The organism is Rhodococcus sp. T9N, from assembly GCF_024436645.1.
Lineage (GTDB): Bacteria > Actinomycetota > Actinomycetes > Mycobacteriales > Mycobacteriaceae > Rhodococcus_F > Rhodococcus_F qingshengii.
The window spans coordinates 133,648-148,599 of sequence record NZ_JAMSKS010000014.1; the positions used below are offsets into that span (position 1 = coordinate 133,648).

The following is a 14,952-nucleotide window of genomic DNA, read 5'->3' on the forward strand; positions in this document are numbered from 1 at the left end:
TTTTGCCAAGCAATTTGTGAGTGGCAGCCGCCAGTGATGCTGAAATCAGGAAACGGGGGCCATAGTCCCTGGTGACGCATCCAACCCTCGGCTTCCGAACAGGTCCGATACCCTGGTTCATCGTGACCGCTGCAAATTCAGAGACCGCCCGTGCCCAGTACGACCTGATCGTCGTCGGTTCGGGATTCTTCGGGCTGACCATCGCCGAGCGTGCCGCTACCCAGCTGGGTAAGCGCGTGCTGGTGCTGGATCGCCGTCACCACCTGGGGGGAAACGCATACTCGGAGGCAGAGCCGGAGACCGGCATCGAGGTCCACAAGTACGGTGCCCACCTGTTCCACACCTCCAACAAGAAGGTCTGGGACTACGTCACCCAGTTCACGGAGTTCACGAACTACCAGCACCGCGTCTTTGCGCTGCACAAGGGGCAGGCGTATCAGTTCCCGATGGGACTCGGTCTCGTGTCGCAGTTCTTCGGTCGGTACTTCACTCCCGAAGAAGCACGCGCCCTCATCGCCGAACAGTCCAGCGAGATCGATTCGAAGGACGCCTCCAACCTCGAAGAGAAGGCGATCTCCCTGATCGGGCGCCCGCTCTACGAAGCGTTCGTGCGTGACTACACAGCTAAGCAGTGGCAGACCGACCCCACCGAGTTGCCCGCCGCGAACATCAGCCGCCTGCCGGTCCGCTACAACTTCGACAACCGCTACTTCAACGACACGTACGAGGGCCTGCCCGTCGACGGCTACACGGCGTGGCTCGAGAACATGGCGAAGGATCCGAAGATCGAGGTCCGCCTCGACACCGATTACTTCGACGTCCGCGACGAACTGCGCACCGCCAGCCCCGACGCCCCTGTCATCTACACGGGCCCGCTCGACCGCTACTTCGACTACTCCGAAGGTGCACTGGGATGGCGCACCCTCGATTTCGAGACCGAGGTTCTGCCCACCGGAGACTTCCAGGGCACCCCGGTCATGAACTACAACGACGCCGACGTGCCGTTCACCCGTATCCACGAGTTCCGTCACTTCCATCCGGAGCGCGAGTACCCGACCGACAAGACCGTCATCATGCGTGAGTTCTCACGTGCCGCGGAGGCGAAGGACGAGCCGTACTACCCGATCAACACTCCAGAGGATCGCGAGAAGCTCTCCGCGTACCGCTCACGCGCCAAGAAGGAGACCGCGGAGAACAAGGTCCTCTTCGGTGGGCGTCTCGGCACCTACCAGTACCTGGACATGCACATGGCGATCGCCAGCGCGCTGACGATGTTCGAGAACACCCTGCGCCCGCATCTCGAAACGGGTGCGGAATTGGCAGGGGAGAGCGAATGAACGCACGTCATCTACTCGAAGGCGAAGATGCCGTCAGCGGCGACGAGGTGACCTACCTCGGCAAGTCCCTGCTTCAGCGGATCATCCTGCCCCGCGCCGGTGAGCCGCTCGACGTCCGCACGTTGTACTTGGAAGAGTCCTGGTCCAACAGTCGGCGGGCGCACTCGACCTCGCGCACGTCGGTAGCGCTCGGCGCCGAGACCGAGGTCTCGTTCGCCACGTACTTCAACGCGTTCCCTGCCAGCTACTGGCGTCGATGGTCCATCCTGAAATCGGTGGTCCTTCGTCTCGAGCTGTCCGGCCACGGCCGCGTCGACATCTACCGTTCCAAGGCGGATTCCTCGCGAATTCACGTGGAAGGCAAGGAATTTGCCGACGGCGATGCCGCGGTCGAGTTCGAGGTGGAACTGGCGCCGTTCGAGGACGGTGGCTGGATCTGGTTCGACATCACCACCGATACGGCAGTGGTCGTCGAGAGCGGCGGCTGGTACGCGCCCGTCGAGGCTCCCGGCGAAGCGACTGTCGCCGTTGGTATTCCGACGTTCAACCGTCCGACCGACGCGGTCAAGGCGCTTGCTGCACTGGCTTCGGATCCGCTGGTGTCGGACGTGATCAAGGCCGTCATCATGCCGGATCAGGGCACCCGCAAGGTGCGTGACGAACCCGGATTCGCCGAAGCTGCTGCAGCGCTCGGTGATCGGCTCGCCATTCACGATCAGGGCAACCTCGGCGGCTCGGGCGGATACAGCCGAATCATGTACGAGGCACTCAAGACGACGCAGTGCCAGCACATCCTGTTCATGGACGACGACATCGAGATCGAACCGGACTCGATTCTGCGTGCGCTTTCATTCTCGCGCTTCGCGAAGTCGCCGATGCTGGTGGGTGGGCAGATGCTCAACCTGCAGGAACGAAGCCACCTCCACGTGATGGGTGAAGTGGTCGACCGCGGCATCTTCATGTGGACCGCGGCACCGAACGTCGAATACGACCACGATTTCTCGAAGAAGCCGCTGCGCGAATCGAAACTCCTGCACCGCCGCATCGACGTCGACTTCAACGGCTGGTGGATGTGCATGATCCCGCGCCAGGTCGCCGAAGAAATCAAGCAGCCGCTACCGCTTTTCATCAAGTGGGACGACTGCGAATACGGTTTGCGCGCAAAGAAAGCCGGATACCCGACCGTCACTCTGCCCGGTGCCGCGATCTGGCACATGGCGTGGAGCGACAAGGACGACGCCATCGACTGGCAGGCGTACTTCCACCTCCGTAACCGTCTGGTGGTGGCCGCGCTCCACATGCCGGGCAACGGCCGTGGCCTCGTGGTCAACACGGTGAAGGCAACGCTCAAGCACCTGCTGTGCCTCGAGTACTCCACCGTCGCGATCCAGAACAAGGCCATCGCGGACTTCCTCGCCGGACCCGAGCACGTCGCGAACATGCTGCCGACGGCACTCGGTGAGGTCCACGCCCAGCGCAAGGAATTCTCCGACGCCGTCGTACTGCCGTCGTCGACTGCGTTGCCGCTGCCCTCCGGTGCGGATGTCGGAGACGTGAGCCTGCCGCTGTCGACCGTCGCGAAGATCACCCGGGTCCTCAGGGCCGGAGTGCACAACGTGAAGCCGGCCAAGCCGGAACACCTCGAGCGCCCTCAGCTCAATGTTCCGACCATCGACGCCCGTTGGTTCCTGCTCTCGCAGGTCGACGGCGTCACCGTCACCACGGCCGACGGTCGCGGCGTCGTCTACCGCAAGCGAAACCCGAAACTCGCGCTCGAACTGCTCAAGGAAGCAACACGGTTGCGCCGCGAACTCGCCGCCCGTTTCCCCGAGCTCAAGAAGCAGTACCAGGACGCCGTTCCTTCACTGACCAGCACGGAAAGGTGGGAACGTGTCTTCGGCATCTCCTGAAGTACAGATTCTGGCCGGGATTCAGTCGACCGTCGGGCAGCTGCCGGGAGCCGTCAAGGTCGCCCGCGGTATGTCTCACTTCGGTGAGCACTCCCTCGGGTGGATCGCGATCGCTGCCGTCGGAGCTGCTGTGGACAAGCCGCGTCGACGGGAATGGGCCGGAGCAGCCGTCGGAGCATTCGGTGCACACGCCGCCTCCGTGGTGATCAAACGAGTGGTCAGGCGCAAGCGACCTTCCGATCCTTCGGTGCAGGTCAACGTCTCGACACCGAGCAAGCTCAGCTTCCCGTCATCACACGCGACGTCGACGACGGCGGCGGCTGTGCTGATCGGTCGGCTCACCGGGCTACCCTTACCGGCGTTGCTGGTGCCCCCGATGATGCTCTCGCGTCTGGTCCTGGGAGTTCACTACCCGACCGACGTACTCGCCGGAGCGGCACTGGGAGCCGCATCCGCGGCGGTAGTTCGCCGGGTCGAAGAAGCCAGAGCCGAACAGAAATGTGGAGATAAATGAGCGAGGAACCGGCTACGGTCAGCGGACCCCCGAAGTCCCTGCCCGCCGGCATCGTCAAGGCGCTTCGCCCACGTCAGTGGGTCAAGAACGTCCTTGTGCTGGCAGCGCCCATCGCGGCCGGAACCGCCACCGAAGCCGACGTGCTGTTGCCCGTCGCGCTGGCGTTCGTCGTGTTCTGTATGGCGGCATCAGGCATCTATCTCGTCAACGACGCGATGGATGTCGAAGCCGACCGTGCTCACCCCACGAAGCGATTCCGTCCCATCGCGGCCGGCGTTCTACCCGTCAACATCGCCTACGGCATGGCAGTCGTGCTGCTTGCCGGTGCGATCGGGCTGTCCTTCCTGGCCAACTGGCAACTCGCCGTGGTCATGGGCGTGTACATCGTCATCCAGCTCGCCTACTGCTTCGGTCTCAAGCATCAGGCCGTCATCGACATCTGCATCGTCTCGTCCGGCTTCCTGCTTCGAGCGATCGCCGGTGGCGTTGCCGCCGAGATCGATCTCTCGCAGTGGTTCCTGCTGATGATGGCGTTCGGCTCACTCTTCATGGCGGCAGGCAAGCGCTACGCCGAACTGCAGTTGGCCGAGAAGACCGGCGCCAAGATCCGTAAGTCCCTCGAGAGCTACACGATGACGTACCTGCGTTTCGTGTGGACGATGGCAGCGACGACGCTGGTCCTCTGCTACGGACTGTGGGCGTTCCAACAGGACGCCATCAAGGGCACCAACTGGTACGCCATCTCGATGGTGCCGTTCACCATCGCGGTGCTGCGATACGCGGTGGACGTCGACGGCGGCGAAGCCGGAGAGCCTGAGGAGATCGCGCTCGGTGACCGGGTGCTGCAACTCCTCGCGATTGCGTGGATCGGAGTAGTGGGTGTCGCTGTCTACCTCGTCTGAGCCACGCACCGAGGCCGACCCGCACGTCGACACTGCGGCGAATCGCACCACCCTCAGTCGAGGAGTTTTTCTCGGCGGGGTGGTGCTTGCTGCTGCCCTCATGTTCTGGGGTGCGTGGGAGCGTCGCTGGATCGCCGACGACGGACTCATCGTCTTGCGAACCGTCCGCAACCTGCTCGCGGGGAACGGCCCGGTCTTCAACGCGGGTGAGCGTGTCGAGGCGAACACGAGTACCGCGTGGACGTACATCGTCTACGCGTTCAGTTGGCTCACGCAGATCCGTCTCGAATACGTTGTTCTGACGATCGCGCTCGTACTCTCGACTGCTGCCGTCGTGTTGGCGATGCTCGGCACCGGTCGTCTGTACCGCGGCGTTCGGCCGTCGGCGGGCGGAACGATCCTGCTGGTACCGGCAGGTGTTCTCGTCTACATCGCGGTTCCGCCTGCGCGAGATTTCGCCACTTCCGGGCTCGAGACATGCTTGGTGATCTTCTGGATCGCGCTCCTGTGGGTACTGCTCGTTCGGTGGGCGCAGGCGTCGACGCCGTCCACGGCGTCGATCCTGACTCTCTCGTTCGTGGCCGGACTCGGACCACTGGTTCGACCCGAGATGGCGATTCCCGGTGCTGCCGCGTTGATGATGATCGTTCTCTCCGCAGGCCTGACCTGGAAGATTCGCACACTGATCGTCGTCGTCGCCGGACTTGTCCCGGTGGGCTATCAGATCTGGCGAATGGGCTATTACGCCTTGCCGTACCCGAACACCGCGGTGTCGAAGGACGCCGGTGGCGCGAAGTGGGCGCAGGGTTTTGCGTACCTGTGGAACCTGGTCGGGCCGTACCTGCTCTGGTTGCCGTTGCTGTTCCTGCTCATCGGTGCGCTGCTGCTCGTGTGGCGAAGCCGAGCGGACACACCTACCGCTACCGCAGATCAACCCGCACGCCCGCTGTGGCAGCGCTTTCAGCAGTTTCTGCGCACGCCGCGGGCGATTGTCACCTTCATTCTCGGCAGTGGGCTGATCCTCGGGATCTACTCTCTGCGCGTCGGCGGCGACTTCATGCACGGCCGCGTCCTGTTGCCGGTGCTGTTCTGCCTGCTCATCCCGGTGGCGGTCATTCCGTTGCGGGTGCCGGCGCGGGCAGCGTTCGGAAGTAATCGCGACACCGCGATCTTCGGAGTCTCGGCGGTGCTGTGGATCGGCACGATCATCTGGGCCTTCTTCGCCGCGAACACGACGGGTATGCCCGAAGGATCCGTGGTGGGTCGCTCGGGAATCGTCGACGAGCGAGCGTTCTACGCACTCAACACCGGTCACAAGCATCCGATCCTGGCCGAGGACTACCTTGACTATCCGCGAATGCGTGCCATGGTCGAGACCATCGCGCGGACTCCGGAGGGTGGGCTGCTGCTGCCGTCCGCGAGCTACGACTCCTGGTTCGTCGTCCCACCACCCGGACCGATCGAAGAGCCGGCCGAGCACGTCGTCTTCTTCCTCAACCTCGGAATGACGAGCATGAACGTCGGCCTCGACGTTCGGGTGCTCGATCAGATGGGGCTGGCGTACCCCCTGGCAGCTCACACCGAGCGACTCGAGGACGGCCGGATCGGGCACGACAAGAATCTCTATCCGGACTGGGTGGTCGCGGACACGGGAATGATCGACGTTCGACCGTGGCTGCCGTTCTTCCTCGACGAAGACTGGGTTGCGGACGCAAAGCTGGCCATCACCTGCCCGGAAACTCAGGAGCTACTCACGTCGTACCGCTCCGAGCTGACCTGGGCCAGATTCAAACAGAACTTCCAGCAGGCATTCGACTTCGCGAAGTACCGATTCGACCGGGTTCCGGCCTACGAATTGGAACGCTGCGGTCTCGTTCCACCGGAGTCACCCAGGTGATGTGATCAGCATCACCGACTGTTGAGGGTTTGAATATGTCGATTCAGTAACACCGAATTGATTGGCCACGATGTACTCGAAGACGATTCACCTAACCTGAATCACCCCCGAGGGGTGATGACGGTGTTGCTCGCGGATTGGGACGTAACGGTCCACCTATTTGTCACAGCTGAACCTGTGACATAAAGTCCAGCGAGCGCAGTGTGACTTGGAAGAGGTCCGCTGCCGACCCGAACTCGTTCGGGCTGGCAGAAAAGCCTGTTCCCCGACGGAATCCGCCGGAACCACTCCACCGAGTGGGTTCCGCAGACGAAGAGAGAGAGCAGTATCCATGCGTTTTGCCAGAAAGAGGCTGACCCAGCGCCTCAAGCACCGAGCGTTGGCCATCGGTGCCGCAGCACTTGTGCTCCCCCTTGCTGCAGGAGTTGCCGGTAGTGCTGTCGCCTCTGCTGCGCCTGCGCACACTGCTCCCAGCCACACCGCCCCCTCCGGCGGATACGACGAGCTGTGGGTGCCCTCCTCGATGGGCAACATCAAGGTCCAGGTCCAGTGGGCCGCTCGCGGCGGAAACGCTGCCCTTTACCTCCTCGACGGCCTGCGTGCGCGTAACGACGCCAACGCGTGGAGCTTCGAGACCAATGCGATGGACCAGTACCGCAACGACAACATCACCCTCGTGATGCCCGTCGGCGGCGAGTCCAGCTTCTACAGCGACTGGTATGCACCGTCGAACTTCAACGGCCAGCAGATCACGTACAAGTGGGAAACCTTCCTCACCGAAGAACTGCCCAACTTCCTCGCGAACTACGGCGTCTCGCCCACCAACAACGCGGTCCTCGGCCTCTCGATGGGTGGCAGCGCTGCTCTGACGCTGGCTGCTTACCACCGTGACCAGTTCAAGTTCGCCGGCTCGCTGTCGGGCTACCTGAACATCTCGGCTCCGGGCATGCGCGAGGCAATCCGCGTCGCAATGCTCGATGCCGGTCGCTTCAACGTCGACTCCATGTGGGGACCGCCGTGGAGCCCGTCCTGGCTGCGCAACGACCCGTTCGTCTTCGCACCGCGTCTGCAGGGCCTGTCGATGTACATCTCGTCGGCAAGCGGCCTGCCCGGTGAATACGACCACCCGCGCGCACCGATCGACTACTACAACACGGCTAACGGCATGGGCCTCGAGGCTCTCGCCCTGGTCAACACTCGTGCATTCCAGATCCGCATGAACTCGCTGGGTATCCCGGCCACCTACAGCTTCCCGTCCAACGGCACGCACTCGTGGCCGTACTGGTCGGCAGAGCTGTGGAAGGCTCGCGGCCAGATCCTCGACACCATGAACGCTTGGTGATCGTGCGCGATCCCGTGACCTAGTCACTTCACCAGTGCCGTTCCGGACTCCTCGAAGGAGAACCGGGACGGCACTTGTGTATTCAGGTGCTGCACAAGCGCCCGATGTCAGTAACAATTGCACCACCAGTAACAGCGCGGCTACCCCAAGCGGGGATCGTTTGCGTGTAGAAATAGTTTCAACGGGGGTCTGGCTGCTCAGGCGGCCACACGATCGACGCGCGGACCGAACGTAAGGAAAGAGAGTGAGCTCATGCGAGTAGGCCTTGCCACGGAGGACCGTCGCCGGTCCCGGGCAACCTTCCGGACAAAGGTCGTCGGCGCACTGGCAGCGATGCTGGTTCTGCCGATCGCCGCGGGCTTGACGACGGCCGGAACCGCGGCAGCCGCGCCGGCACCTGCTCAGGCCGCACCGGCCGCCACCCAGAACCCCACCGGAGCAGCGGTCACGAAGGTCGACTGGCTCAGCGAGCGTCGCGTCGCGCTGTGGGTGAACTCTCCCGCGATGGGCACCCCGATTCAGGTGCAGATCCTCTTGGCCCGCGATTGGAACGTCAATCCGTCGGCCAGCTTCCCCTCGGTCTGGATGCTCGACGGTCTTCGCGCGACCGACAACGAGAACGCCTGGACCTACGAGACCGACGCCGAGTCCTTCTACGCGGACAAGAACGTCAACGTCATCCTCCCGGTCGGCGGTCAGTCCAGCTTCTACTCCGACTGGCTCCAGCCCGACAACGGCAAGAACTACCAGTGGGAGACGTTCCTGACCAAGGAACTGCCCCCCATCCTCGAAAAGGACTGGCGGACCACGCAGACACGCGGTGTCGTCGGACTGTCGATGGGCGGCACGTCCGCCATGTTCCTCACGGCGCGCAACCCCGGCTTCTTCAAGTTCGCCGCTTCGCTCTCCGGCATCCTCACCACCACCTCGCTCGGCATGCCTCAGGCAATCCAGTTCGCGATGACCGACGCCGGTGGATACAACTCCGCCGCGATGTGGGGACCGCCGTCCAACCCGCAGTGGGCTGCACACGATCCGTACGCGCTCGCCGAGAAGCTCAAGGGCGTCAGCCTGTACGTCTCGAGTGGTAGCGGTACGACCGGCCCGTACGACCAGCCGTCGGGAATTCCCGGCGTGAGCACCAACTACGCAGGCATGGGCCTCGAGATCCTCGCTCGCCTGACCTCGCAGACCTTCGCGACCAAGCTCAACCAGCTCGGAATCCCCGCGCAGGTCAACTACCGCCCGTCCGGAACCCACTCGTGGCCGTACTGGCAGTTCGAGCTTCATCAGCTGTGGCCGCAGTTGGCCAACGCCATCGGCGTCGAGGTCGAGAAGCCGGCTTGCGGCACTTCGGGTGAGATCGGTGCGACGGCCGCAGCCAACGGCTGGATCGGTGACTGCATCACCCCCGAGTACAGCGTCGCGGGTGGCCTGGCACAGGACTTCCGCAACGGTCGCATCTACTTCACCAGTGGAACGGGCGCCCAGCCCGTCGCCGGTCGTATCGCCGGCGCGTACATGAACACCGGAGCAGCGGCCGGCCCGCTCGGCTTCCCGCGTACCCCCGAACTCGGTACCCCCGACGGACGCGGACGCTTCAACCACTTCCAGAACGGCTCCATCTACTGGACCCCGCAGACCGGCGCTCACCCCGTCAGCGGTGACATCCTCGCCGAGTGGTCCGCACAGGGTTGGGAAGGTGGCCCGCTCGGCTACCCGACTGCCGACGAGATCGCGACCCCCGGCAAGCCGGGCAAGGTCCAGGGATTCGAGATCGGCGCAATGTACAGCAGCGCCAACGGAACTCACGCGGTTCTCGGAATGATCATGGGCAAGTACGGCGAACTCGGCTGGGAAAACGGCTGGCTCGGATTCCCGAAGTCGAACGAGGTTCCGATCAAGGACAACGGACGCTTCACCGAGTTCGAGGGCGGCAACATCTACTGGAGCCCCGGCACCGGTGCATGGTCCGTCGAGAACGGTCCGCTGTTCGACGGTTGGAAGAGCGTCGGATACGAAGGTGGACGACTCGGATTCCCGATCAGTGACAAGTTCGACATTCCCGGTGGTGTCCAGCAGAACTTCCAGTTCGGCTACATCACGGTGATCGGTGACAAGACAGAAGTTCACTAACTCACAGTGGTGCACGACGGGCGGGCCCGATCACGGATCGGTGCCCGCCCGCGTGCGTTGCGTAACCTGTTGATGGACTTTCGACTGAAGGCAAGGACGGACATTGATGTCGCTTTTCTCGGGTAACCGAAACACTTGTGCACGCGCGATCGCGGTCGGCGCCCTGGCGCTCGCCACCGGTGGCGCGCTTGTCGCGTGCGGTAGTGACGACTCCACTGCAACCTCCAATCCGGTCACCACGACGTCCGCGGCGGCTTCGTCCTCGAGCGGTTCGGCATCTGCGTCCGCCTCTGCGACCACGACGGCGTCGGCTGCGCCCACCAGTCCGGGAGCCGCGGCCACCGCGCCGCCGGAGCAGCCGCAGAGCATCGAGGGCTTCCCGGGTCCCACAGTCGTCGAGGTCAGTCCCGAGGCACAGAAGTTCCTCGACGGACTGAAGGCGAAGGGCATCACCCCAGCCGGTGACGGAAGCATCGCCGTCAACACGGCCAATTACATCTGCGCTGCCGGTCCTCAGACCGACGACGAGGTCCTGACCTTCGTGACCGCCTTCGTCGGCCAGGAAGCGTCGGCGGAAGGCAAGCAGATCACTCCCGAGCAGGCAGGTGCGAACGCTCAGATCTACATCGACGTCGCCAACGCCACCTACTGCAAGTAGGCGCGGGTCATGGCGAGGTCTGGAAAGCGTCGTGGGTGCCTGATCCCGCTGCTGATCATTCTTGTGGTCGCAGCGGTCGTGATCGGCGGTTGGTACATCCTGGCCGGGCGGGTGCCTTCGCCGACTCCGATCCCGCCGAGCCCGGAGCCTCCGGTGTCTCAGCCGGCCAGTTGCCCCGATGTCCAGGTAGTAGCCATACCGGGTACGTGGGAGTCGAGCGCTACCGACGACCCGTACAACCCGACGGCCAATCCGGCGTCGTTGATGCTGAACGTGACCCGTCCTCTGCAGGAGAAGTTCGATACTTCACGGGCCGACGTCTACACCGTTCCGTATGTCGCACAGTTTTCGAATCCGGTTGCGATCCCGCCGGACGGACAGCAGTCCTACAACAACAGTCGGGCCGCGGGAACTGCTGCCACTAACGACTTTCTGATGAAGCGGCACGCCGAGTGCCCGCTCACGAGTTACGTCCTGACCGGATTTTCCCAGGGCGCGGTGATCGCGGGTGACGTCGCCGCGAGTATCGGCGACGGTACCGGCGCGGTGCCTGCCGATCTGGTTCTGGGCGTCGGCTTGATCGCCGACGGTCGGCGCGATCCGGCGTTCGGGAACACCGTTGGCCCGAGCGTTGCCGGTGTCGGCGCCGAGCTGTCGCTGAACGGGCTGAAGCTGCCCGGTCTCACGATGACCGGCCCGAGGCCCGGCGGGTTCGGTGACCTCAACGATCGGACCTATCAGATCTGCGCGCCGAGCGACGGTATCTGCGACGCGCCGGCAGCCGCTCTCAACCCGACCAACTGGCTGAGTTCGGCGCCGCGACTGCTCGAGTACTACAACAACCCTGTGCACGCGATGTACAACTCCTTCCAAGTCGATCCGAACGGCACGACGGCCACCCAATGGATGGCACAGTGGGCTGCGGAGAAGATCGACGCTGCACCGACGCCGCCCCACAGTTGAGTCACCGCCGCACTGTTGATTCGTCACAATCGGGCGTCTCGGGAGTTCGCTCGCGGGTAATCTGCTCGTTTGGTCCCGGTAGAGTGCTGCACGGTCCGGGGGCTTCCTCTACAGTGCTGTCACGTAAGTGACTGGCGAGTAGGTTCGATTTGTCCGAGTTTGTAGTTCGAGTACGACGTACGTGTCCATCACAGGAGATCGATATATGAGTTCCACCCACGGCAGCGATGCCCTACGCAAATTTCGGTTTGCGGCCGGTGGCGAGGGCAACGCCGAAGAGGGTGGTGCGCGACGCTTCGTCAAGCTCGCGCAGAAGGCCGAGGAACTCGGCTACGACTCGTTCATGATTCCGGATCACCTGGGTAATCAGGTCGGCCCGATCGCCGCTCTCGGAGCGCTCGCGGTGGCCACCGACAAGATTCGTCTCGGCACCGCCGTGTTGGCCAACGGCTTCCGTCATCCTGCTGTGCTCGCGAAGGACGCGGCGACTATCGACGTGCTGTCCGGTGGTCGACTCGAACTCGGTATCGGTGCGGGCTGGATGAAGGAAGAGTTCGACAAGGGCGGTATCGCCTACGAAAGTCCGGGCGTTCGCATCGAGAAGCTCGAGGAGTCTCTGCAGATTCTCGACGTTCTGCTGCGCGGGCAGGAATGCACTTTCGAAGGCAAGCACTATCAGGTGCGCGGCCTCAAGGGCAGCCCGCGACCGCGGCAGGGCCCGCGGCCACCGATCATCGTGGGCGGCGGAGGCCCGAAGATGCTTGCTCTCGCGGCGAAGTACGCGGACATCATCTCGGTCGCCACACCGACCAACCGTGACGGGCGGCTTCTGCTCTCCGGAATCACGATGGAAAAGACCATCGAACGTGTCGAGCGGATCCGCGAAGCTGCCGGCGAGCGTTTCGATGAGATCGAACTCAACTGGACCATCACCATGATCATGATCACCGATGATCGAGAGCAGGCTGCCGAAATGGCAATCGCCGCTCTGGACCAAGGTTTTCCGCCGAACATCGAAGTGGATCGTAAGCTGAGCGTGGAGGAGCTGTTGAACTCTCCATACCTGGCTGTGGGCACTTTCGAGGAAATCGCAGACCAGATTCGACTGGTCCGCGAGAAGACGTCGATGTCGTACGTCGGGGTCTTCCCGACGCAGATGGAAGCGTTCGCCCCGATCATCCCGTTACTGGCGGGCGAGTAGGCCGGAGAATACGGACGATGCGAATCTGTAACATATCGATGGTTTGGGATCGATGAAGTGATTCAGGTGAGTTGCGCACAAAGTGCGATTCGATTGATCGAAGATGGACCCGAGAGAGCGAAGGAAGTCTGGGGCGCAGGCATGAAAGACAGTGCTTGTGTGATCGCTTCGGAGGAGATGGAATGAACGCGCTGTTCGATGGCTTTCTCGACGAGAAGGGCCAGATCCGCCTGCAACCAGGCTTCACGCTGGTCGACTACGTCGAGCAACACTCGCGTGTCAACGCGGACGAGCTCGCGTATCGGTACATCGACTACTCACGCGAGCGTGACGGTGAAGCCCTGGAGCTGACCTGGGAGCAGTTCGGTGTGCGTCTGCGCGCTGTTGCAGCCCGTCTGCAGCAGGTCACCAAGCGTGGCGACCGTGTCGCGATTCTTGCTCCGCAGGGACTCGACTACGTCATTTCGTTCTTCGCGGCCATTCAGGCCGGTTCCATCGCGGTGCCGCTCTTCGATCCGGACGAGCCCGGTCACACCGACCGTCTTCACGCTGTTCTCGGTGACTGCAAGCCGACTGCGATTCTGACTGCCGCATCGTCGGCGGCCGGTGTTCGACAGTTGTTCCGCTCGCTTCCCGCTGCCGAGCGTCCGCGCATCATCGCCGTCGACGCGATTCCCGACACCGTCGGTGAAACGTGGGTTCGCCCCGACATCGAACTCGACGACATCGCGTACCTGCAGTACACCTCGGGTTCGACCCGAGTTCCCGCCGGCGTGGAGATCACCCATCGTGCTGTCGGAACGAACGCGCTCCAGATGGTCGACTCCATCGAACTCAACGAGGACTCTCGGGGCGTCACGTGGCTGCCGCTGTTCCACGACATGGGCCTGCTGACGGTCATCCTGCCTGCTCTGGGCGGCAAGTACATCACCATCATGAGCCCGCGTGCTTTCGTGCAGCGGCCGTACCGGTGGATCAAGGAACTTGCTGCGGTTTCCGACGGCGCCGGCACCTTTGCTGCCGCTCCCAACTTCGCTTTCGAGCACGCTGCCGCGCGTGGCCTGCCGAAGGACGGCGAGACCCTGGACCTGAGCAACGTCATCGGTCTGATCAACGGCAGTGAGCCGGTCACGACGTCGTCGATGCGCAAGTTCAACGACGCTTTTGCTCAGTACGGTCTGCCCAAGACTGCGATCAAGCCGTCGTACGGCATGGCCGAGGCGACGCTCTTCGTCTCCTCGACCAAGCATTCCGACGAGGCCAAGGTCATCTACGTCGACCGCACGGAACTCAACAAGGGACGCATGGTCATCGTCGACCAGTACTCCGAGAACGCAATCGCGCAGGTCTCCTGTGGGTACGTCTCGCGCAGTCAGTGGGCGGCGATCGTCGATCCCGAGACGCTGACCGAGGTCCCCGACAATCACGTCGGCGAGATCTGGTTGCACGGCGAGAACATCGGTATCGGCTACTGGGGTCGCCCCGACGAGACGGCGGAGACCTTCCACAACAAGCTGGACAATCGGTTGAGCGAAGACAGCCACACCGAGGGCACGCCGGCGGATGCCAACTGGATGCGTACCGGCGACTTCGGCGTCTACGTCGACGGCGAGCTGTACATCACCGGGCGCGTCAAGGACCTCGTGATCGTCGACGGTCGCAATCATTACCCGCAGGACCTCGAGGCTTCGGCTCAGGAAGCCAGCCCGGCTCTGCGCCCCGGCTTCATCGCTGCGTTTGCCGTACCGGCCAACCAGCTGCCGTCCGTCGTGTTCTCCAACACGCACTCGGGTCTGAAGTTCGACGACGACGATTCCTCGGAGCAGTTGGTCATCGTGGCCGAGCGTGCTCCCGGCGCAGGCAAGGCCGATCCGCAGCCGATCGCGGACACCGTGCGTGCGGCGATTTCTTCCCGTCACGGTGTTACGGCCCGAGACATCCTGCTCGTCCCCGCGGGTTCGATTCCGCGTACGTCCAGCGGCAAGATCGCTCGCCGCGCGTGTAAGGCGAGCTATATCGAGGGAACGTTGCGAGGCGGCTATCAGCAGACCGCATTCCCCGATAGCGTTTGAGGAGCAGTCCCTTCATGATC

11 protein-coding genes are annotated in these 14,952 nt (G+C 63.3%); all 11 read left to right on the top strand.

Translation table 11 applies throughout. The features are described from left to right. The first annotated feature begins 122 nt into the window (after positions 1-122). The 11 genes from glf to fadD32 all read left to right on the top strand — a co-directional run bounded on the left by glf (position 123) and on the right by fadD32 (position 14,932). Positions 123-1,337 (top strand): UDP-galactopyranose mutase, encoded by a 1,215-nt coding sequence (glf, locus tag M1L53_RS22095; RefSeq protein ID WP_007731822.1) that lies wholly within the window; start codon positions 123-125, stop codon positions 1,335-1,337. Continuing rightward, positions 1,334-3,247 (top strand): glycosyltransferase, encoded by a 1,914-nt coding sequence (locus M1L53_RS22100; RefSeq protein WP_007731821.1) that lies wholly within the window; start codon positions 1,334-1,336, stop codon positions 3,245-3,247. Before glf ends, M1L53_RS22100 begins: the two co-directional genes overlap by 4 nt. Next, complete coding sequence (locus M1L53_RS22105) at positions 3,228-3,761, top strand: phosphatase PAP2 family protein (RefSeq protein WP_003943893.1); 534 nt, start codon at positions 3,228-3,230, stop codon at positions 3,759-3,761. Before M1L53_RS22100 ends, M1L53_RS22105 begins: the two co-directional genes overlap by 20 nt. Beyond that, entirely contained in the window at positions 3,758-4,663 is a 906-nt protein-coding gene (locus M1L53_RS22110; RefSeq protein ID WP_003943808.1) for a decaprenyl-phosphate phosphoribosyltransferase, read from the top strand. Before M1L53_RS22105 ends, M1L53_RS22110 begins: the two co-directional genes overlap by 4 nt. Then, a complete protein-coding gene (gene zomB, locus M1L53_RS22115) occupies positions 4,641-6,560 on the top strand; it encodes a flagellar motor control protein ZomB (RefSeq protein WP_042921227.1) in 1,920 nt (639 codons plus the stop codon). Before M1L53_RS22110 ends, zomB begins: the two co-directional genes overlap by 23 nt. A 331-nt stretch (positions 6,561-6,891) precedes the next feature. Continuing rightward, positions 6,892-7,902, top strand: a complete 1,011-nt coding sequence (locus M1L53_RS22120; protein WP_007731818.1) for an alpha/beta hydrolase family protein — start codon at positions 6,892-6,894, stop codon at positions 7,900-7,902. 252 nt (positions 7,903-8,154) lie between these two features. Then, positions 8,155-10,038, top strand: coding sequence for an alpha/beta hydrolase-fold protein (locus M1L53_RS22125; RefSeq protein ID WP_003943922.1), 1,884 nt, complete (start codon positions 8,155-8,157; stop codon positions 10,036-10,038). A 106-nt stretch (positions 10,039-10,144) separates the two neighbouring features. Next, entirely contained in the window at positions 10,145-10,696 is a 552-nt protein-coding gene (locus M1L53_RS22130; RefSeq protein ID WP_003943980.1) for a DUF732 domain-containing protein, read from the top strand. A gap of 9 nt (positions 10,697-10,705) precedes the next feature. After that, a complete protein-coding gene (locus tag M1L53_RS22135) occupies positions 10,706-11,659 on the top strand; it encodes a cutinase family protein (protein WP_003943848.1) in 954 nt (317 codons plus the stop codon). A 205-nt stretch (positions 11,660-11,864) separates the two neighbouring features. Further along, complete coding sequence (locus tag M1L53_RS22140; protein WP_007731815.1) at positions 11,865-12,860, top strand: LLM class F420-dependent oxidoreductase; 996 nt, start codon at positions 11,865-11,867, stop codon at positions 12,858-12,860. Between the two features lie 182 nt (positions 12,861-13,042). Further along, the gene (gene fadD32 / locus M1L53_RS22145; RefSeq protein ID WP_003943899.1) at positions 13,043-14,932 is read left to right on the top strand and encodes a long-chain-fatty-acid--AMP ligase FadD32; all 1,890 of its coding nucleotides are present in this window, start codon (positions 13,043-13,045) and stop codon (positions 14,930-14,932) included. Positions 14,933-14,952 lie beyond the last annotated feature (20 nt).